General features: G+C 54.6%; 15 protein-coding genes. 9 read left to right on the top strand and 6 right to left on the bottom strand.

Going from position 1 to position 19,869, the window contains the following annotated elements; genetic code table 11:
- Window positions 1-216 precede the first annotated feature (216 nt).
- The gene (entD, locus tag ACJHWK_RS16520; RefSeq protein WP_023063555.1) at window positions 217-837 is read right to left on the bottom strand and encodes an enterobactin synthase subunit EntD; all 621 of its coding nucleotides are present in this window, start codon (window positions 835-837) and stop codon (window positions 217-219) included.
- Between the two features lie 174 nt (window positions 838-1,011).
- Window positions 1,012-3,252, bottom strand: coding sequence for a siderophore enterobactin receptor FepA (fepA, locus tag ACJHWK_RS16515; RefSeq protein WP_001034923.1), 2,241 nt, complete (start codon window positions 3,250-3,252; stop codon window positions 1,012-1,014).
- 242 nt (window positions 3,253-3,494) lie between these two features.
- Here fepA and fes point away from each other — a divergent pair, with 242 nt between their 5' ends.
- The 4 genes from fes (at window position 3,495) to wzz(fepE) (ending at window position 10,145) form a co-directional block, all read left to right on the top strand.
- Window positions 3,495-4,697, top strand: a complete 1,203-nt coding sequence (gene fes, locus ACJHWK_RS16510; RefSeq protein WP_001522517.1) for an enterochelin esterase — start codon at window positions 3,495-3,497, stop codon at window positions 4,695-4,697.
- Between the two features lie 2 nt (window positions 4,698-4,699).
- Window positions 4,700-4,918, top strand: coding sequence for an enterobactin biosynthesis protein YbdZ (gene ybdZ, locus ACJHWK_RS16505; protein WP_000885789.1), 219 nt, complete (start codon window positions 4,700-4,702; stop codon window positions 4,916-4,918).
- Window positions 4,915-8,796, top strand: a complete 3,882-nt coding sequence (entF, locus tag ACJHWK_RS16500) for an enterobactin non-ribosomal peptide synthetase EntF (protein WP_001522519.1) — start codon at window positions 4,915-4,917, stop codon at window positions 8,794-8,796. The genes ybdZ and entF overlap by 4 nt, the downstream gene beginning before the upstream one ends.
- Before the next feature lie 215 nt (window positions 8,797-9,011).
- On the top strand, window positions 9,012-10,145 hold the full coding sequence (gene wzz(fepE), locus ACJHWK_RS16495) for an LPS O-antigen length regulator Wzz(fepE) (RefSeq protein WP_170886110.1): 1,134 nt from the start codon (window positions 9,012-9,014) through the stop codon (window positions 10,143-10,145).
- Here the strand turns inward: wzz(fepE) and fepC are convergent.
- The 3 genes from fepC to fepD are packed head-to-tail and all read right to left on the bottom strand — an operon-like array spanning window position 10,142 to window position 12,947.
- Complete coding sequence (gene fepC / locus ACJHWK_RS16490) at window positions 10,142-10,957, bottom strand: iron-enterobactin ABC transporter ATP-binding protein (RefSeq protein ID WP_000140646.1); 816 nt, start codon at window positions 10,955-10,957, stop codon at window positions 10,142-10,144. The two genes, wzz(fepE) and fepC, sit on opposite strands and share 4 nt — an antisense overlap.
- Entirely contained in the window at window positions 10,954-11,946 is a 993-nt protein-coding gene (fepG, locus tag ACJHWK_RS16485) for an iron-enterobactin ABC transporter permease (protein WP_000640924.1), read from the bottom strand. Before fepG ends, fepC begins: the two co-directional genes overlap by 4 nt.
- The gene (fepD, locus tag ACJHWK_RS16480; RefSeq protein ID WP_170886109.1) at window positions 11,943-12,947 is read right to left on the bottom strand and encodes a Fe(3+)-siderophore ABC transporter permease; all 1,005 of its coding nucleotides are present in this window, start codon (window positions 12,945-12,947) and stop codon (window positions 11,943-11,945) included. The genes fepG and fepD overlap by 4 nt, the downstream gene beginning before the upstream one ends.
- 110 nt (window positions 12,948-13,057) lie before the next feature.
- On the opposite strand from fepD, the gene entS reads away from it, so the two are divergent.
- Window positions 13,058-14,308: an enterobactin transporter EntS gene (gene entS / locus ACJHWK_RS16475; RefSeq protein ID WP_001041789.1), complete on the top strand. Its 1,251-nt coding sequence runs from the start codon at window positions 13,058-13,060 to the stop codon at window positions 14,306-14,308.
- 3 nt (window positions 14,309-14,311) lie between these two features.
- Here the strand turns inward: entS and fepB are convergent, their stop codons facing one another.
- Complete coding sequence (gene fepB / locus ACJHWK_RS16470; RefSeq protein ID WP_021517013.1) at window positions 14,312-15,268, bottom strand: Fe2+-enterobactin ABC transporter substrate-binding protein; 957 nt, start codon at window positions 15,266-15,268, stop codon at window positions 14,312-14,314.
- A 188-nt stretch (window positions 15,269-15,456) separates the two neighbouring features.
- Between fepB and entC the strand changes: the two genes are divergently transcribed.
- The 4 genes from entC to entA are packed head-to-tail and all read left to right on the top strand — an operon-like array spanning window position 15,457 to window position 19,869.
- Window positions 15,457-16,632: an isochorismate synthase EntC gene (gene entC, locus ACJHWK_RS16465; protein ID WP_001522524.1), complete on the top strand. Its 1,176-nt coding sequence runs from the start codon at window positions 15,457-15,459 to the stop codon at window positions 16,630-16,632.
- 9 nt (window positions 16,633-16,641) lie between these two features.
- Window positions 16,642-18,252 (top strand): (2,3-dihydroxybenzoyl)adenylate synthase EntE, encoded by a 1,611-nt coding sequence (gene entE / locus ACJHWK_RS16460; protein WP_001522526.1) that lies wholly within the window; start codon window positions 16,642-16,644, stop codon window positions 18,250-18,252.
- Window positions 18,253-18,265: 13 nt separating this feature from the next.
- Window positions 18,266-19,123, top strand: coding sequence for an enterobactin biosynthesis bifunctional isochorismatase/aryl carrier protein EntB (gene entB, locus ACJHWK_RS16455; protein WP_001007138.1), 858 nt, complete (start codon window positions 18,266-18,268; stop codon window positions 19,121-19,123).
- Window positions 19,123-19,869, top strand: a complete 747-nt coding sequence (entA, locus tag ACJHWK_RS16450; RefSeq protein ID WP_000347633.1) for a 2,3-dihydro-2,3-dihydroxybenzoate dehydrogenase EntA — start codon at window positions 19,123-19,125, stop codon at window positions 19,867-19,869. The genes entB and entA overlap by 1 nt, the downstream gene beginning before the upstream one ends.

The following is a 19,869-nucleotide window of genomic DNA, read 5'->3' as shown; positions in this document are numbered from 1 at the left end:
TCCCTGACAGCCTACAAAACGCAATTGAAGAACGCGAGGCATCGTCTTAACGAGGCACCGAGGCGTCGCATTCTTCAGATGGTTCAACCCTTAAGTTAGCGCTTATGGGAGCAATCCCCGCATATCCGGTTGTCAGGTCAGGATGGTAAGGCACCTGCTTTACACTTTCGCCCGCGGTCAGTAATGGCTGCGGCGAATCGTACCAGATGTTGTCAATTAATCGTGTTGGCACAGCGTTATGACTATTTTTTCTTTTATCTGCCAGTGCACAGCAAACTGCTCATCCTCTAGTCGAATGATGATCTGCTGTTTATTCCAGCTAATTATCTGATAATCCAGAAAACCTTGAGCGGCCTGTATCTTGCTTGCCTTAAATGCGCTCTCTTTGGCGGAAAATGCCAGTGTCAGCGCCAGAGAAAAGGTTAAACCGCATTCTGCGAGTCGCTCGTGTTCTGCTGGTGTAATAATGTTGTCTGTCAATTCTGCCGCTGTTTGCGCAGAAAAAATTTCTTCAATATCAATGCCAATCGGTTGACGAGATACCACGGCTAATGCCGTAGCCCCACAGTGGCTAATACTGCCGTATACCCCCGCAGGCCACACAGGTTGGCGTAGCTCGCCGATTGCGGGCACACATTTATAGCCATATTCCCGCAGCGCATAAACTGCAGCGATCCGTCCGGCTAAATGCTCTGTTTTACGTTTACGTCCAGCGTGTTGCAGTTGCGCGTAGTGTGGCAGCCAGAGTAAATCCTGCTCACAAAAACTCGCCGGATCGAACTTAACAAAATGCAGCGTATTTCCGGCAAAGGGGAGGGCGGTATGCGTAGTTTTCATGTCGACCATATTAGAGACTGATGACAAACGCAAAACTGCCTGATGCGCTACGCTTATCAGGCCTACGTGGTCCTGCAATATATTGAATTGGCAAGATTTTTGTAGGCCGGATAAGGCGTTCACGCCGCATCCGGCATGAACTACGCGCACTTTGTCAACAATCTGACGTTAGCATCAGAAGTGAGTATTAATGCTCATATACCACGTACGTCCCGGCTCGTTATAGGTATACGCCCCGGCACCGGCGATATAGTTGGCTCCTGCCAGATCGCCCGTGGTCTGGGCATTACCTGCACGCCACAAACGTTTGTCGAACAGGTTGTCCACGCCGCCGGTCAGACTGACATTCTTCGTCACATCCCAGGTCGCGCTCAGACCCACAATGCTGTACGGACTGATTTCTTTGGTTTCCGGTCCAACCGCTGGCTGACCTTTATAGTTGTACTTCTTCGGCTGCTGCTTGCCGTACCAGGTGAAGGTTGTTTGCATCGACAAATCTTCCCGTGCCTGCCAGCTCAGCGTTGAGTTCAACGTATACTCCGGGATGATCGACAAACGGTCGCCCGTGGTTTTGTTTTCACTCTTCAGCATATAAGTGATGTTATTGGTCCACATCACCGTTTCGCTAACCGGTACGTTTAACGATCCTTCCAGACCTTCAACCACCGCTTTCGGTACGTTATCCCACTGATAGAGATCGGTGCCGACTGCGTTTTGCCCTACAGCCACATAGCCCGCTTCAATCTTATTGCGATAATCGTTACGGAACCAGGTCACACCCGCCAGCCAGCCGTCGCGTTTGAACTCCAGACCAATCTCTTTGTTGATGCTGGTTTCCGCTTTCAGGTCATCATTACCTTGCAGATAGCAGCCGCCCGCGCTGGCATAGCAGCCCTGACCTTTACTGTAGAGAATGTAGTTTGGGTTAGTCTGGTACAGACTCGGCGCTTTATAAGCACGGGCAATGCCCATTTTCAGCGTGAAGTCATCGCCTAAACCTTGCGATATGTTTAGAGCCGGACTCCAGTTATTGCCAACAATGCTGTGATGATCGAAACGCAGCCCCGGCGTTACGATGGTGCTGTCAGTCAGCTCCATATTGTTTTCGGCAAACAGCGAGAAAATTTCTGCTTTTGAATACGGGCTACGGTCGGTGGCACTCACGCCATCAATAGCGCCGCCGGTATTCGTCCCGGTGAGCGCCTGGGTGTTGGAACTCAAGTCCTTCATCCGCTGCTGATTCCACTCCGTACCCAGCGTCAGCGTCTGGTTAACGAGGAAATCAATCGGCAGGTTAACTTCGCTGTGCAGCATCACGTCATCGAGATCGATATCGACGAAATCCTGTGTCGCTTTTTCGTTAAATTTCCCTTCGGTACCGCCCGCCAGACCTTCCGGAATACGCGAGTTACGGGTGTGTTCGTACTGCACCCAGTTGCTGGTGGTCACGCCGTTATCCCAGCCGCCGTTCCAGGTCAGCGAGTAGTTCTGGCGATACAGACGGTTGGTTTCATCGCCATATTTCGAGCGGGTATAGGAGTCAGAGTTGGTGTTCTGGGTATCGCCCGCATACAGGTTACCCTGGCGGCTGTAACCTGCTTCCAGTTCCAGCGATTGTAATGGTGCGAAGTCCCAGCGCACCACGCCGTTAATATCTTTATTGATCACCCCTTCGCGCCCGGCTGGTAACGTCGTGGCATACGTTCCGGCACGCGCGGACTGATGGCCCTGGTTGATATCCCACGCGTCAGCCTGAGTTTTGTCGAGGTTGCCATACAAGCGGAAGCTGAATTCGTCGCCCAGCGGACCGGTGAGGCTAAAGTTAGTGCGTTTGGTGGCACCTTCCTCTTTATGTTCTGGCGCATTGAAATATGCGTCCCACGAGCCGTGCCACTCACCACTGCCTTTTTTGGTAATGATGTTAACCACGCCGCCCGCCGCGCCGTTGCCATAACGCGCAGCTGCCGGACCACGCAGAACTTCAATACGTTCAATCATTTCAGGTGGCACCCAGGAGGTATCACCACGGGTATCGCGCTCGCCACGCCAGCCCTGACGCACCGAGTTACGGCTGCTTACCGGTTTGCCGTCAATCAAAATCAGCGTGTTTTCCGGACCCATGCCGCGAATATCAATCTGGCGGTTATTACCACGCTGACCACTGGTGGAGTTGCCGGTCAGGTTAACGCCTGGCATGGTACGGATGATCTCCGACACATCGCGGGCAACCGGGTTTTTGCGGATTTCATCTGCGGTGATGGTCGAAACGCCAGGTGCCTGCAAGTTCTGCTCGGCGGCGGTAACGACAATGGTATCGTCATGTGAAACAGGAGTATCGGTCGGCTCTTGTGCCTGCGCTACCCCATAAATCCCCAGATTGACCAACAAGGCCAGGGAATGAATCTTCTTGTTCATTGTTTTATTCCTGCATTTTTGCCACGAATTGCAACTGTCGGGCATGGTCGTCATCAACACGACGCATCCCGCTACCGCGAAAACCTTTGATCCTGAAAGACACGCAGTGCAGTTGGTTAATTAATGTCCGCGCTTCCCACGGCGCGCCATTACGCTATTGCAAATGCAAATAGTTATCAATAATATTATCAATATATTTCTGCAATCAATAAAAAATTGCACAGTAAACATGGGGTTATGGTGTGACGGCGTTAAAAGTAGGAAGTGAGAGCTGGTGGCAGTCGAAACATGGCCCGGAATGGCAGCGTCTGAATGACGAAATGTTTGAGATCACTTTCTGGTGGCGTGATCCCCAGGGTTCTGAAGAATACTCGACGATAAAGCGCGTATGGGTCTACATCACTGGTGTGACCGATCACCATCAGAACAGCCAGCCCCAGTCGATGCAGCGAATTGCAGGTACCAACGTCTGGCAGTGGACGACACAACTTAATGCCAACTGGCGCGGCAGCTACTGTTTTATTCCCACCGAACGCGATGACATTTTTTCTGCACCATCCCCCGATCGCCTCGAATTACGTGAAGGCTGGCGAAAACTATTGCCCCAGGCGATAGCCGATCCGCTGAATCCACAAAGCTGGAAAGGCGGGCGAGGGCACGCTGTTTCTGCACTCGAAATGCCGCAAGCGCCCCTACAACCGGGATGGGATTGTCCGCAAGCGCCAGAAACGCCTGCCAAAGAAATTATCTGGAAAAGTGAGCGGTTGAAAAATTCACGCCGTGTATGGATTTTTACCACCGGCGATGCAACAGCAGGAGAACGCCCGCTGGCAGTTTTGCTCGATGGCGAATTTTGGGCGCAGAGTATGCCTGTCTGGCCTGTGCTGACTTCGTTGACCCATCGTCAGCAACTTCCTCCCGCCGTGTATGTGTTGATCGACGCTATTGACACCACGCACCGCGCCCACGAACTGCCGTGTAATGCGGATTTCTGGCTGGCAGTACAGCAAGAGTTATTACCCCTGGTGAAAGCTATTGCCCCTTTTAGCGATCGCGCCGATCGCACCGTAGTCGCCGGGCAGAGTTTTGGTGGGCTTTCCGCGCTGTATGCCGGACTGCACTGGCCTGAACGCTTTGGCTGTGTATTAAGCCAGTCAGGATCGTACTGGTGGCCGCATCGGGGCGGGCAGCAAGAAGGTGTTTTACTTGAGCAACTTAAAGCTGGTGAAGTTAGCGCCGAAGGTCTGCGCATTGTGCTGGAAGCGGGTATTCGCGAGCCGATGATCATGCGGGCCAATCAGGCGCTGTATGCGCAATTACACCCCATAAAAGAATCCATTTTCTGGCGTCAGGTTGACGGCGGACATGATGCGCTTTGTTGGCGCGGTGGCTTGATGCAGGGGCTAATCGACCTCTGGCAACCACTTTTCCATGACAGGAGTTGAATATGGCATTCAGTAATCCCTTCGATGATCCGCAGGGAGCGTTTTACATTTTGCGCAATGCGCAGGGGCAATTCAGTCTGTGGCCGCAACAATGCGCCTTACCGGCAGGCTGGGACGTTGTGTGTCAGCCGCAGTCACAGGCGTCCTGCCAGCAGTGGCTGGAAGCCCACTGGCGTACTCTGACACCGACGAATTTCACCCAGTTGCAGGAGGCACAATGAGCCAGCATTTACCTTTGGTCGCCGCACAGCCCGGCATCTGGATGGCAGAAAAACTGTCGGATTTACCCTCCGCCTGGAGCGTGGCGCATTACGTTGAGTTAACCGGAGAGGTTGATGCGCCATTACTGGCCCGCGCGGTGGTTGCCGGATTAGCGCAAGCAGATACGCTGCGGATGCGTTTTACGGAAGATAACGGCGAAGTCTGGCAGTGGGTCGATGATGCGCAGACGTTCGAATTGCCAGAAATTATCGACCTGCGAACCAACATTGATCCGCACGGTACTGCGCGGGCATTAATGCAGGCGGATTTGCAACAAGATTTGCGCGTCGATAGCGGTAAACCACTGGTCTTTCATCAGTTGATACAGGTGGCGGATAACCGCTGGTACTGGTATCAGCGTTATCACCATTTGCTGGTCGATGGCTTCAGTTTCCCGGCCATTACCCGCCAGATCGCCAATATTTACTGCGCATGGCTGCGTGGCGAACCAACGCCTGCTTCGCCGTTTACGCCTTTCGCTGATGTAGTGGAAGAGTACCAGCAATACCGCGAAAGCGAAGCCTGGCAGCGTGATGCGGCATTCTGGGCGGAACAGCGTCGTCAATTGCCGCCGCCCGCGTCACTTTCTCCGGCACCTTTACCGGGGCGCAGCGCTTCGGCAGATATTCTTCGCCTGAAACTGGAATTTACTGACGGGGAATTCCGCCAGCTGGCTACGCAACTTTCAGGTGTGCAGCGTACCGATTTAGCCCTTGCGCTGGTGGCCTTATGGCTGGGGCGATTGTGCAATCGCATGGACTACGCCGCCGGATTTATCTTTATGCGTCGACTGGGCTCGGCGGCGCTGACGGCTACCGGACCCGTGCTCAACGTTTTGCCGTTGGGTATTCATATTGAGGCGCAAGAAACGCTGCCGCAACTGGCAACCCGACTGGCAGCACAACTGAAAAAAATGCGTCGTCATCAACGTTACGATGCCGAACAAATTGTCCGTGACAGCGGGCGAGCGGCAGGTGATGAACCGCTGTTTGGTCCGGTACTCAATATCAAGGTATTTGATTACCAACTGGATATTCCTGGTGTTCAGGCGCAAACCCATACCCTGGCAACCGGTCCGGTTAATGACCTTGAACTGGCACTGTTCCCGGATGAACACGGTGATTTGAGTATTGAGATCCTCGCCAATAAACAGCGTTACGATGAGCCAACGTTAATTCAACACGCTGAACGCCTGAAAATGCTGATTGCCCAGTTCGCCGCGGATCCGGCGCTGTTGTGCGGCGATGTCGATATTATGCTGCCAGGTGAATATGTGCAGCTGGCGCAGATCAACGCCACTCAGGTTGAGATTCCAGAAACCACGCTGAGCGCGCTGGTGGCGGAACAGGCGGCAAAAACACCGGATGCTCCGGCGCTGGCAGATGCGCGTTACCAGTTCAGCTATCTGGAAATGCGCGAGCAGGTGGTGGCGCTGGCGAATCTGCTGCGTGAGCGCGGCGTTAAACCAGGCGACAGCGTGGCGGTGGCGCTACCGCGCTCGGTATTTTTGACTCTGGCGCTACATGCGATTGTTGAAACAGGTGCGGCCTGGTTACCGCTGGATACCGGCTATCCGGACGATCGCCTGAAAATGATGCTGGAAGATGCGCGTCCGTCGCTGTTAATCACCACCGACGATCAACTGCCGCGCTTTGCCGATGTTCCAGATTTAACCAGCCTTTGCTATAACGCCCCGCTTACACCGCAGGGCAGTGCGCCGCTGCAACTTTCACAACCGCACCACACGGCTTATATCATCTTTACCTCTGGCTCCACCGGCAGGCCGAAAGGGGTAATGGTCGGGCAGACGGCTATCGTTAACCGCCTGCTTTGGATGCAAAACCACTACCCGCTTACAGGCGAAGATGTCGTTGCCCAAAAAACGCCGTGCAGTTTTGATGTCTCGGTGTGGGAGTTTTTCTGGCCGTTTATTGCCGGGGCTAAACTGGTGATGGCTGAACCGGAAGCGCACCGCGACCCGCTCGCTATGCAGCAATTCTTTGCCGAATATGGCGTAACGACCACGCACTTTGTGCCGTCGATGCTGGCGGCATTTGTTGCATCGCTGACTCCGCAAACCGCTCGCCAGAATTGCGCGACGTTAAAACAGGTTTTCTGTAGTGGTGAGGCCTTACCGGCTGATTTATGCCGCGAATGGCAACAGTTAACCAGCGCGGCGTTGCATAATTTATATGGCCCGACGGAAGCGGCGGTAGATGTCAGCTGGTATCCGGCTTTTGGCGAGGAACTGGCACAGGTGCGCGGCAGCAGTGTGCCGATTGGTTATCCGGTGTGGAATACGGGCCTACGTATTCTTGATGCGATAATGCATCCGGTGCCGCCGGGTGTGGCGGGAGATCTCTATCTCACCGGTATTCAACTGGCGCAGGGGTATCTTGGACGACCCGATCTGACCGCCAGCCGCTTTATTGCCGATCCTTTTGCCCCTGGCGAACGGATGTACCGTACCGGAGACGTTGCCCGCTGGCTGGATAACGGCGCGGTGGAGTACCTCGGGCGCAGTGACGATCAGCTAAAAATTCGCGGGCAGCGTATCGAACTGGGCGAAATCGATCGCGTGATGCAGGCACTGCCGGATGTCGAACAGGCCGTTACCCACGCCTGCGTCATTAACCAGGCTGCCGCAACGGGAGGCGATGCGCGTCAGTTGGTTGGGTATCTGGTGTCGCAATCAGGCCTGCCGCTGGATACCACTGCATTGCAGGCGCAGTTGCGCGAAACATTGCCACCGCATATGGTGCCCGTGGTTCTGCTGCAACTTCCGCAGTTGCCGCTTAGCGCCAACGGCAAGCTGGATCGCAAAGCCTTACCGTTGCCTGAACTGAAGGCACAAGCGCCGGGGCGTGCGCCGAAAGCGGGCAGTGAAACGATTATCGCCGCGGCATTCTCGTCGTTGCTGGGTTGTGACGTGCAGGATGCCGATGCTGATTTCTTTGCGCTTGGCGGTCATTCGCTACTGGCAATGAAACTGGCTGCGCAGTTAAGTCGGCAGTTTACCCGCCAGGTGACGCCGGGGCAGGTGATGGTCGCGTCAACTGTCGCCAAACTGGCAACGATTATTGATGGTGAAGAAGACAGCTCCCGGCGCATGGGATTCGAAACCATTCTGCCGTTGCGTGAAGGTAATGGCCCGACGCTGTTTTGTTTCCATCCGGCCTCCGGTTTTGCCTGGCAGTTTAGCGTGCTTTCGCGTTATCTCGATCCACAATGGTCGATTATTGGCATTCAGTCGCCGCGCCCTCATGGCCCCATGCAGACCGCGGCAAACCTGGATGAAGTCTGCGAAGCGCATCTGGCAACGTTACTTGAACAACAACCGCACGGCCCTTATTACCTGCTGGGGTATTCGCTGGGCGGTACGCTGGCGCAGGGTATTGCGGCGCGACTGCGTGCCCGTGGCGAACAGGTGGCATTTCTTGGCTTGCTGGATACCTGGCCGCCAGAAACGCAAAACTGGCAGGAAAAAGAGGCTAATGGTCTGGACCCGGAAGTGCTGGCGGAGATTAACCGCGAGCGCGAGGCCTTCCTGGCGGCACAACAGGGAAGTACTTCAACGGATTTGTTTACCACCATTGAAGGCAACTACGCTGATGCTGTGCGCCTGCTGACGACAGCTCATAGCGTACCGTTTGAAGGTAAAGCGACGCTGTTTGTTGCTGAACGCACACTTCAGGAAGGTATGAATCCCGAACGCGCCTGGTCGCCGTGGATTGCGGAGCTGGATATCTATCGTCAGGATTGTGCGCATGTGGATATTATCTCTCCAGGGGCGTTTGAAAAAATTGGGCCGATTATTCGCGCTACGCTAAACAGGTAAATTAATATTATCCATAAACCCATAATTACAGGAAATGATTATGGGTTTATCATTTATTTAATTTATAAGTTTGGTGGGTATTTCTCTTAAATAGAGTGAATGTTGCATTCAGTGGAAGGAATTTACAAACTTCAGCTTCGGATAATTCTCACCAACTGGTAAAGTGAGCGCCGTGGAGATTTCCCCCTATTGGACTCATTTTCAGGTTATACCCCATGTCATCACTGAATATTAAACAGGGAAGTGACGCTCATTTTCTCGAGTATCCTCTGGCGTCGCCCAGTAATAATGAAATTGATTTACTTAATCTAATCGCAGTTTTATGGCGGGCCAAAAAAACGGTCATGGCGGTCATTTTTGCATTTGCCTGCGCAGGTTTACTGATCTCTTTCATCCTGCCGCAAAAATGGACCAGCGCGGCGGTTGTCACGCCTCCAGAACCTGTTCAGTGGCAGGCGCTTGAGAAAACATTCACTAAGCTTCGTGTGCTGGATCTGGATATCAAAATTGATCGTACAGAAGCATTTAACCTGTTTATCAAGAAGTTTCAGTCGGTTAGCTTGCTGGAAGAGTACCTGCGCTCAACACCTTATGTGATGGACCAATTAAAAGAGGCGAAAATCGACGAGCTGGATTTGCATCGCGCAATTGTCGCATTGAGCGAAAAAATGAAAGCGGTTGATGACAATGCCAGTAAGAAAAAAGATGAACCGTCACTGTATAACTCCTGGACGCTAAGTTTTACCGCGCCAACCAGTGAAGAGGCGCAGACCGTTTTGAGAGGGTATATCGATTATATCTCTGCGTTGGTGGTGAAAGAGTCGATAGAAAACGTCCGTAATAAACTGGAGATCAAAACCCAGTTTGAAAAAGAAAAACTGGCTCAGGACCGCATTAAAACGAAAAATCAACTTGATGCAAACATTCAGCGCCTCAATTATTCACTCGACATTGCTAACGCGGCAGGAATTAAAAAGCCCGTTTACAGTAATGGTCAGGCCGTTAAAGATGACCCCGATTTCTCTATTTCTCTCGGCGCAGACGGTATTGAACGCAAACTGGAAATTGAAAAAGCGGTTACTGACGTTGCGGAACTGAACGGTGAATTACGTAATCGTCAGTATCTTGTTGAGCAGTTAACAAAAGCAAATATCAACGATGTGAATTTTACGCCGTTTAAATATCAGTTAAGCCCGTCATTGCCAGTGAAAAAAGACGGTCCGGGTAAGGCGATTATTGTGATCCTTTCTGCGATGATCGGCGGGATGGTGGCTTGTGGTGGCGTGCTGTTGCGCCATGCGATGGCATCCAGAAAACAGGATGCCGTGATGGAAGAGCACTTAGTTTAAATCTTGGCGGTTGAAGGTGCCGTTCGTCCGAGCGGCACCACGAGCGGAGTTCCGGCTACCGGATCGTCAATAATCATGCAGCGCAGACCATAAATGCGCTCGATCAATTCAGCAGTGACAATCTCCTTCGGCGCTCCCTGAGCAACAATTTTCCCTTCCCGCAATGCAATCAAATGGCTGGCGTAACGACAGGCCTGATTAAGATCGTGCAGCACTGCCGCCAGGGTATAGCCTTTCTCGCGGTTCAGTTCGCTTAACAGTTCCAGGAGATCAATCTGATGACTGATATCCAGCCAGGTCGTTGGTTCATCGAGCAGCATAATTGCCGTTTCCTGGGCCAGCACCATCGCGATCCACGCTCGCTGGCGTTGCCCACCGGAGAGGGTATCCACGCTTTGATCCGCCAGATGGGTGATTCCCGTGGCCTGCATCGCTTTTGTGACGGCCTCTTCATCTTCTTTGCGCCAGCGGGTAAACAGCGGTTGATGCGGGTAACGCCCACGCGCCACCAGCTCCTGCACGGTGATATCTCCCGGCGTGGTGGCGTTTTGCGCCAACAGGCCAATCCGGCGTGCAACCTCTTTACTGGCGTAATGTTGAATGTGCTCACCATCCAGCCAGACATGCCCGTGAGCAGGCGTCATCAGGCGGCTTAAGGTACGCAGTAACGTGGATTTACCGCAGCCATTTGGCCCGATAATTGCCGTGAAGTGACCATCAGGAATTTCTACAGTCAGATTTTCCGCAACGGTATATTTGCCATATCCGAGGGTTAACTGTTCGCCACGCAAACGGGCTACTGATTCGGTCATTTTTTGCGAGACTCCTGAATTAACAAGACGATAAGGTAAATACCACCGAGGCTGACGGTAACGACGCCAACCGGAAGTTGATACGGCATAAACAGTTGTTGGGCGCAGAGATCGGCCGCCAGTAATAACAACGCCCCGCACAGCGCCGCCTGGGTCAGCCCCCAGCGAGCGGTGCCGCTAATGCGTCGGGCAATGTGCGGCGCGACTAAAGCAATAAAGGAAATCGGCCCGGCAAGCGCTGTTGCCGCAGCGGTAAGCACCACTGCAACCAGCATCATTAACAGCCGCGAACGTTCGACGCTGACGCCCAGCGCACACGCGGTATCATCGCCCATTTCCAGCAAGCGCATCCGGCGTACCAGTAAGGCGGCGGCAATGAGCATCAATATAATGATGGGTGCGGAAGGCGAGGTTTTTGCCCACGTCAGGCCGTTGAGCGATCCGGCATTCCACAAACCTGCTGTTAGCGCCGTTTCTAAAGACGCTTTCAGCAACAGCCAGGTATTAAAGGCCACCAGCATGGCGCGAACGCCGATACCAATAATAATCAACCTAAAGGTGTCGATGCCGTTACGCCATGCGAGCAGCCAGACCAGCAGCGAGGTGACAATGCCGCCCGCCATTGCTGCCAGCGCGATAGCCGTCAGGTCCTGACCAAACAGCACCATCGCCACCAGCACGCCGCTCCACGCCCCGGTGTTAAAGCCCATTACGTCAGGACTGCCGAGTGGGTTACGCATCAGCGACTGAAAAATCGCGCCGCTGACGCCCAGAGCCGCGCCAATTAACAGCGCCATCAGCACGCGTGGTAAACGCCATTCGGTGACCACCATCGTCATACTGCGCGGCGCATCGCCCATCAACGCGGCGAATATCTGCGAGGTTTCCAGCGTGACGGTACCGCTGCGTAATCCCCAGATACCTGCAACCACACAGGCGGTAATTAGCAGCAAACAGGTGATGATTAATCGGCGAGAGACGTAAATCATGCGCCACCTCGCGTTTTACGTCGCACGAGGAAGATCAGCACCGGTGCGCCAATAAAGGCACTGACTACAGAAACGCGCAGTTCGCCGGGCACAATCACCCGCCCGATGATATCGGCAAACAGCAGCAGGGCAGGGGTAGCAAGCAGTGTGACGGGCAGCGACCAGCGATGATCGGCACCCACCAACCAACGTGCCATATGCGGCATCATCAGGCCAATAAAGGCAATCGGGCCAACTACCGCCGTTGCACTACCGCAAAGCACGGTAATCGCCAGCAGACCAATCAACTGTGTGCGCGCCACGCGACTGCCCAGCGCCGTCGCGGTGTCACTGCCAAGGCTTAAACTGTTCAGTGCGCGGCTCAGTAATAGCGCGGTTACTCCGGCGATCAGCACCGGGATCAGCACTACTTTTAAGGTGTGTAAATTACGAATATCCAGCGAACCGGCTTGCCAGAAACGCAGTTGATCGTAGACGTCAGGATTAAGCAGGGCGATGCCGCTGGTCAGCCCTTCCAGCACCGCCGCCAGTGCCACGCCCGCCAGGGTTAAACGCACCGGACTTAACTGCCCGCCGCCCTGGCTGCCGGTAAAGGCAACAATCAATGAGGCCACCAGCGCCCCGGCGAAGGCCATCGCCAGTTGTTCCTGCGCGGATGAGTAACCAAACAGCGCCGCACCCAGCACAATGGCAAAGCTGGCTCCGGCGTTTACGCCAAGCAAGCCGGGGTCGGCAAGTGGGTTTCGGGTGAGGGTTTGCATTAACGCCCCGGCAAGCCCAAGCGCACCGCCTGCCAGTATACCGGCAAGGGTGCGCGGCAGTCGCGCGTCGAGCACGATGGTGCAGTCGGCGCTCTGGCAGGTGCCGGAGAGGGCCTCCAGCACTACGGAAGCGGGGAGTGATTTTGCCCCAATGAGCAGGCTTAATGCCGTCGCGATAATCAGTAATAACAGCAATCCGGGCACGGCAATGGCGCGTGTCACGACAACAGAACCAGACATACGAACTTCCATGATAATGAAATTAATTATCGTTATCGATCTTATTTGGATATGTTAGCATGTGCAGCCTAAGAATAGGTATTTAAAATATTTGATGGCAAGGCATTGTAATGAATAAACAATCCTGGCTGCTTAACCTCAGCCTGTTGAAAACGCACCCGGCGTTTCGCGCAGTATTCCTCGCTCGTTTTATCTCAATTGTGTCTCTGGGTTTGCTCGGCGTCGCGGTACCGGTGCAGATCCAGATGATGACGCATTCTACCTGGCAGGTGGGGCTTTCGGTGACGCTGACCGGCGGCGCGATGTTTGTTGGCCTGATGGTCGGCGGTGTGCTGGCGGATCGCTATGAGCGCAAAAAAGTGATTTTGCTGGCGCGCGGCACCTGTGGCATTGGCTTCATTGGACTGTGCCTGAACGCGCTGCTGCCGGAGCCATCTCTATTGGCAATCTATTTACTCGGTTTATGGGATGGTTTTTTCGCATCGCTTGGCGTTACGGCGCTACTGGCGGCGACACCTGCACTGGTTGGGCGTGAAAACTTAATGCAGGCCGGGGCGATCACCATGTTGACCGTGCGTCTGGGGTCGGTGATTTCGCCTATGATTGGCGGTTTATTGCTGGCGACCGGCGGCGTAGCCTGGAACTACGGGCTGGCGGCGGCGGGCACGTTTATTACCTTGCTGCCGTTATTAAGCCTTCCGGCGTTGCCACCGCCACCGCAGCCGCGTGAGCATCCGTTGAAATCATTACTGGCAGGATTTCGTTTTCTGCTCGCCAGCCCGCTGGTAGGAGGGATTGCGCTGTTGGGTGGTTTATTGACGATGGCGAGCGCGGTGCGGGTACTGTATCCGGCGCTGGCTGACAACTGGCAGATGTCGGCGGCACAGATTGGTTTTCTCTATGCGGCGATCCCGCTCGGCGCGGCTATTGGCGCGTTAACCAGCGGTAAGCTGGCACATAGCGCGCGACCAGGGTTATTGATGCTGCTTTCCACGCTGGGATCGTTCCTCGCCATTGGTTTGTTTGGCCTGATGCCGATGTGGATTTTAGGCGTGGTTTGTCTGGCGCTGTTCGGCTGGCTGAGCGCGGTTAGTTCGTTGCTGCAATATACAATGCTGCAAACGCAAACCCCGGAAGCGATGTTAGGGCGGATTAACGGTTTGTGGACGGCACAAAACGTGACGGGCGATGCCATAGGCGCGGCGCTGCTGGGCGGTTTGGGCGCGATGATGACACCGGTTGCTTCCGCAAGCGCGAGCGGTTTTGGTTTGTTGATTATCGGCGTGTTGTTATTGCTGGTGCTGGTGGAGTTGCGGCGTTTTCGCCAGACGCCGCCGCAGGTGACAGCGTCCGACAGTTAATGCTTAAAACAGCGCCTTAAGCCGTTCCAGCACTTGCATGGCGCTGTAGTAATCCAGACGGAACGTCTCGGTTCCCAGCGCATAAACCTGCTTGTTTTGTACTGCAGGCAGGTGCGCGAGCAGCGGATTAGCATAAATAGCATCGGCATCTTTCTGATCACCGGCGAACAGGAATAGTGACTCGCCATTTAACCCTGCAGCCAGATTTTCCCCACCAAGCTGAACGATATCATGACGTTTGCCCTGGCTTTGGCTGGCGTTTAACCCTGCGGGCAATTTCGCCAACGTAAAGCCGAGTTGTTCCAGCATCTGCCCTTGTGCTGATTCAGGCGTCCAGAGATTGGCACTGTGTGCAGCGGCGGTATAGACAATGGCAGTGACCGGCTGCGGCGGTAATTTGATTTGCTCTTTCGCCGCCGCCAGTTGCTTATCAAACTGTGCAATCCGCTCTGCCGCTTGTTTCTCATGCCCGGTAATTTCGCCAAGTTGCGTTAACAGCGCCTGCCAGCTTTTGTCGTCGTAATTGATGATTAATGTTGGGGCGATGGTAGAAAGCTGATCGTACAGCGCCAGCGCCGAATCCCCGCCAGTTGCGCTAATTAAAATCAGATCCGGCATTTGCGCGGCAACGGCTTCGGCGCTCGGTTCGCCGATATAGAGCCGTTGCAGTTTGCGTTCTTTCGCCACCTTGCTCCACTGGCGTAAAAAGCCCTGGTCATCCGCGACGCGGTTATTCGGCGTGGTCGCGCCGCTGGCAATCACCGGAGCATTAATCGCCAGCAGTGAGCCGGTCAGGGTGACGCTGGTGGAAACAATACGCTGCGGCTGGCTTTCCAGGGTATGAGTGCCCCGGCTGTCAGTAATCTGACGCGGCCAGTCGGCGGCCTGAACTGCGACTATTCCTGAAAGCAAAAGTCCTGTTAATAGAAGGGCGTTGCGGTAGAGCGGGGCGAGTCTCACAAGTCAGCTTCCTGTTATTAATGAAGTTAATGCTTCTCATTTTCATTGTAACCACAACCAGATGCAACCCCGAGTTGCAGATTGCGTTACCTCAAGAGTTGACATAGTGCGCGTTTGCTTTTAGGTTAGCGACCGAAAATATAAATGATAATCATTATTAAAGCCTTTATCATTTTGTGGAGGATGATATGGATACGTCACTGGCTGAGGAAGTACAGCAGACCATGGCAACACTTGCGCCCAATCGCTTTTTCTTTATGTCGCCGTACCGCAGTTTTACGACGTCAGGATGTTTCGCCCGCTTCGATGAACCCGCTGTGAACGGAGATTCGCCCGACAGTCCCTTCCAGCAAAAACTCGCCGCGCTGTTTGCCGATGCCAAAGCGCAGGGCATCAAAAATCCGGTGATGGTCGGGGCGATTCCCTTCGATCCACGTCAGCCTTCATCGCTGTATATTCCTGAATCCTGGCAGTCGTTCTCCCGCCAGGAAAAACAAGCTTCCGCACGCCGTTTCACCCGCAGCCAGTCGCTGAACGTGGTGGAACGTCAGGCAATTCCGGATCAAACCACGTTTGAACAGATGGTTGCTCGCGCCGCCGCACTTACCGCCACGCCGCAGGTCGACAAAGTGGTGTTGTCACGGTTGATTGATATCACCACTGACGCCGCCATTGATAGTGGCGTATTGCTGGAACGGTTGATTGCGCAAAACCCGGTTAGTTACAACTTCCATGTCCCGCTGGCTGATGGTGGCGTTCTGCTGGGGGCCAGCCCGGAACTGCTGCTACGTAAAGACGGCGAGCGTTTTAGCTCCATTCCGTTAGCCGGTTCCGCGCGTCGTCAGCCGGATGAAGTGCTCGATCGCGAAGCAGGTAATCGTCTGCTGGCGTCAGAAAAAGATCGCCATGAACATGAACTGGTGACTCAGGCGATGAAAGAGGTATTGCGCGAACGCAGTAGTGAGTTACACGTTCCTTCTTCTCCACAACTGATCACCACGCCGACGCTGTGGCATCTCGCAACTCCCTTTGAAGGTAAAGCGAATTCGCAAGAAAACGCACTGACTCTGGCCTGTCTACTGCATCCGACCCCCGCGCTGAGCGGTTTCCCGCATCAGGCCGCGACCCAGGTTATTGCTGAACTGGAGCCGTTCGACCGCGAACTGTTTGGCGGCATTGTGGGTTGGTGTGACAGCGAAGGTAACGGCGAGTGGGTGGTGACCATCCGCTGCGCGAAGCTGCGGGAAAATCAGGTGCGTCTGTTTGCCGGAGCGGGGATTGTGCCTGCGTCGTCACCGTTGGGTGAGTGGCGCGAAACGGGCGTCAAACTTTCTACCATGTTGAACGTTTTTGGATTGCATTAAGGAGTGAGGATGAGCATTCCATTCACCCGCTGGCCGGAAGAGTTTGCCCGTCGCTATCGGGAAAAAGGCTACTGGCAGGATTTGCCGCTGACCGACATTCTGACCCGTCATGCCGCAAGCGATAGCATCGCGGTCATCGACGGCGAGCGGCAGTTGAGTTACCGGGAGCTGAATCAGGCGGCGGATAACCTCGCGTGTAGTTTGCGCCGTCAGGGCATTAAACCTGGTGAAACTGCGCTGGTACAACTGGGTAACGTCGCTGAACTTTACATTACTTTTTTCGCGCTGCTGAAACTGGGCGTTGCGCCGGTGCTGGCGCTGTTCAGCCATCAGCGTAGTGAACTGAACGCCTATGCCAGCCAGATTGAACCGGCGTTACTGATTGCCGATCGCCAGCATGCGCTGTTTAGCGGAGATGATTTCCTCAATACATTTGTTGCAGAGCATTCCTCCATTCGCGTGGTGCAACTGCACAACGACAGCGGTGAGCATAACTTGCAGGATGCGATTAACCATCCGGCTGAGGATTTTACTGCCACGCCGTCACCTGCTGATGAAGTGGCCTATTTCCAGCTTTCCGGCGGCACCACCGGCACACCGAAGCTGATCCCGCGCACTCATAACGACTACTACTACAGCGTGCGTCGTAGCGTCGAGATTTGTCAGTTCACACAACAGACGCGCTATTTATGCGCGATTCCGGCGGCGCACAACTACGCCATGAGTTCGCCGGGATCGCTGGGCGTCTTTCTTGCCGGAGGAACGGTCGTTCTGGCGGCCGATCCCAGCGCCACGCTCTGTTTCCCATTGATTGAAAAACATCAGGTGAACGTCACCGCGCTGGTGCCACCCGCAGTCAGCCTGTGGTTACAGGCGCTGACCGAAGGCGAAAGCCAGGCGCAGCTTGCCTCGCTAAAACTGTTACAGGTCGGCGGCGCACGTCTTTCTGCCACGCTTGCGGCGCGTATTCCCGCTGAGATTGGCTGCCAGTTGCAGCAGGTGTTTGGCATGGCGGAAGGGCTGGTGAACTACACCCGTCTTGATGATAGCGCGGAGAAAATTATCCATACCCAGGGCTATCCAATGTGTCCGGACGATGAAGTGTGGGTTGCCGATGCTGAAGGAAATCCACTACCGCAAGGAGAAGTTGGACGCCTGATGACGCGCGGTCCGTACACCTTCCGTGGCTATTACAAAAGCCCGCAGCACAATGCCAGCGCCTTTGATGCCAACGGTTTTTACTGTTCCGGCGATCTGATCTCTATTGATCCAGAGGGGTACATCACCGTGCAGGGGCGCGAGAAAGATCAGATCAACCGTGGCGGCGAGAAGATCGCTGCCGAAGAGATCGAAAACCTGCTGCTGCGCCATCCGGCGGTGATCTACGCCGCACTGGTGAGCATGGAAGATGAGCTGATGGGCGAAAAAAGCTGTGCTTATCTGGTGGTAAAAGAGCCTCTACGCGCGGTGCAGGTGCGTCGTTTCCTGCGTGAACAGGGTATTGCCGAATTTAAATTACCGGATCGCGTGGAGTGTGTGGATTCACTTCCGCTGACGGCGGTCGGGAAAGTCGATAAAAAACAATTACGTCAGTGGCTGGCGTCACGCGCATCAGCCTGAAGGAGAGAACACGATGGCTATTCCAAAATTACAGGCTTACGCACTGCCGGAGTCTCACGATATTCCGCAGAATAAAGTCGACTGGGCCTTTGAACCGCAACGTGCCGCGTTGTTAATCCATGATATGCAGGACTATTTTGTCAGCTTCTGGGGCGAGAACTGCCCGATGATGGAGCAGGTGATCGCGAATATTGCGGCACTACGCGACTACTGCAAACAGCACAATATCCCGGTTTATTACACCGCCCAGCCGAAAGAGCAAAGCGATGAAGATAGGGCGCTGTTGAATGATATGTGGGGGCCTGGCCTGACCCGTTCGCCGGAACAGCAAAAGGTGGTGGATCGCCTGACGCCAGATGCCGACGACACGGTGCTGGTGAAGTGGCGCTACAGCGCGTTTCATCGTTCCCCGCTGGAGCAAATGCTGAAAGAGAGTGGACGTAACCAGCTGATTATTACCGGGGTATATGCCCACATTGGCTGTATGACCACCGCAACCGACGCATTTATGCGCGATATTAAACCGTTTATGGTGGCAGATGCGCTGGCCGATTTCAGCCGTGACGAGCATTTGATGTCGCTGAAATATGTGGCCGGACGTTCTGGCCGGGTGGTGATGACCGAAGAATTACTGCCAGCACCTATCCCCGCCAGCAAAGCGGCGCTGCGTGAGGTGATCCTGCCGTTGCTGGACGAGTCCGATGAACCGTTCGATGACGACAACCTGATCGACTACGGTCTGGATTCGGTGCGCATGATGGCGCTGGCGGCGCGCTGGCGCAAAGTGCATGGCGATATCGACTTTGTCATGCTGGCGAAAAACCCGACCATCGACGCCTGGTGGAAGCTACTTTCCCGCGAGGTGAAATAATGGATTTCAGCGGTAAAAATGTCTGGGTAACTGGCGCAGGGAAAGGTATCGGCTACGCCACGGCGCTGGCGTTTGTTGAGGCGGGAGCGAAAGTCACTGGTTTTGATCAAGCGTTCGCTCAGGAGCAATATCCCTTTGCGACCGAAGTGATGGATGTTGCCGATGCTGCGCAGGTGGCGCAGGTATGTCAGCGACTGTTAGCTGAAACGGAGCGACTGGACGTGCTGGTCAATGCGGCGGGAATTTTGCGCATGGGCGCGACCGATCAGCTCAGTAAGGAGGACTGGCAGCAGACTTTTGCGGTCAATGTCGGCGGTGCGTTTAACCTGTTCCAGCAGACCATGAACCAGTTTCGCCGTCAGCGGGGCGGGGCGATTGTTACTGTTGCGTCCGACGCCGCACACACGCCGCGCATTGGTATGAGTGCTTATGGCGCGTCGAAAGCGGCGCTGAAAAGCCTGGCATTGAGCGTCGGGCTGGAACTGGCGGGTAGCGGGGTGCGCTGTAATGTGGTTTCGCCAGGCTCCACCGACACCGATATGCAACGCACGCTGTGGGTAAGCGATGACGCCGAAGAGCAGCGTATTCGCGGCTTTGGCGAGCAGTTTAAACTCGGCATTCCGCTGGGGAAAATCGCCCGTCCACAGGAGATCGCCAATACGATTTTGTTCCTCGCCTCTGATCTCGCCAGCCATATCACCCTACAGGATATTGTGGTCGATGGCGGCTCAACGCTGGGGGCATAA

The sequence above is a fragment of the Escherichia sp. WS547 genome, assembly GCF_046486065.1.
GTDB classification, from domain to species: domain Bacteria; phylum Pseudomonadota; class Gammaproteobacteria; order Enterobacterales; family Enterobacteriaceae; genus Escherichia; species Escherichia coli.
The sequence above is the reverse complement of the archived record's forward strand: the minus strand, read 5'-3'. Positions and strand labels throughout refer to the sequence as shown.

Excerpts from the sequence above, each read along its gene's own strand:
- entD (WP_023063555.1), bottom strand. The coding sequence starts at position 837 with ATGAAAACTACGCATACCGCCCTCCCCTTTGCCGGAAATACGCTGCAT.
- fepA (WP_001034923.1), bottom strand. The coding sequence starts at position 3,252 with ATGAACAAGAAGATTCATTCCCTGGCCTTGTTGGTCAATCTGGGGATT.
- ybdZ (WP_000885789.1), top strand. The coding sequence starts at position 4,700 with ATGGCATTCAGTAATCCCTTCGATGATCCGCAGGGAGCGTTTTACATT.
- entF (WP_001522519.1), top strand. The coding sequence starts at position 4,915 with ATGAGCCAGCATTTACCTTTGGTCGCCGCACAGCCCGGCATCTGGATG.
- fepC (WP_000140646.1), bottom strand. The coding sequence starts at position 10,957 with ATGACCGAATCAGTAGCCCGTTTGCGTGGCGAACAGTTAACCCTCGGA.
- fepG (WP_000640924.1), bottom strand. The coding sequence starts at position 11,946 with ATGATTTACGTCTCTCGCCGATTAATCATCACCTGTTTGCTGCTAATT.
- fepD (WP_170886109.1), bottom strand. The coding sequence starts at position 12,947 with ATGTCTGGTTCTGTTGTCGTGACACGCGCCATTGCCGTGCCCGGATTG.
- entS (WP_001041789.1), top strand. The coding sequence starts at position 13,058 with ATGAATAAACAATCCTGGCTGCTTAACCTCAGCCTGTTGAAAACGCAC.
- entC (WP_001522524.1), top strand. The coding sequence starts at position 15,457 with ATGGATACGTCACTGGCTGAGGAAGTACAGCAGACCATGGCAACACTT.
- entE (WP_001522526.1), top strand. The coding sequence starts at position 16,642 with ATGAGCATTCCATTCACCCGCTGGCCGGAAGAGTTTGCCCGTCGCTAT.
- entB (WP_001007138.1), top strand. The coding sequence starts at position 18,266 with ATGGCTATTCCAAAATTACAGGCTTACGCACTGCCGGAGTCTCACGAT.
- entA (WP_000347633.1), top strand. The coding sequence starts at position 19,123 with ATGGATTTCAGCGGTAAAAATGTCTGGGTAACTGGCGCAGGGAAAGGT.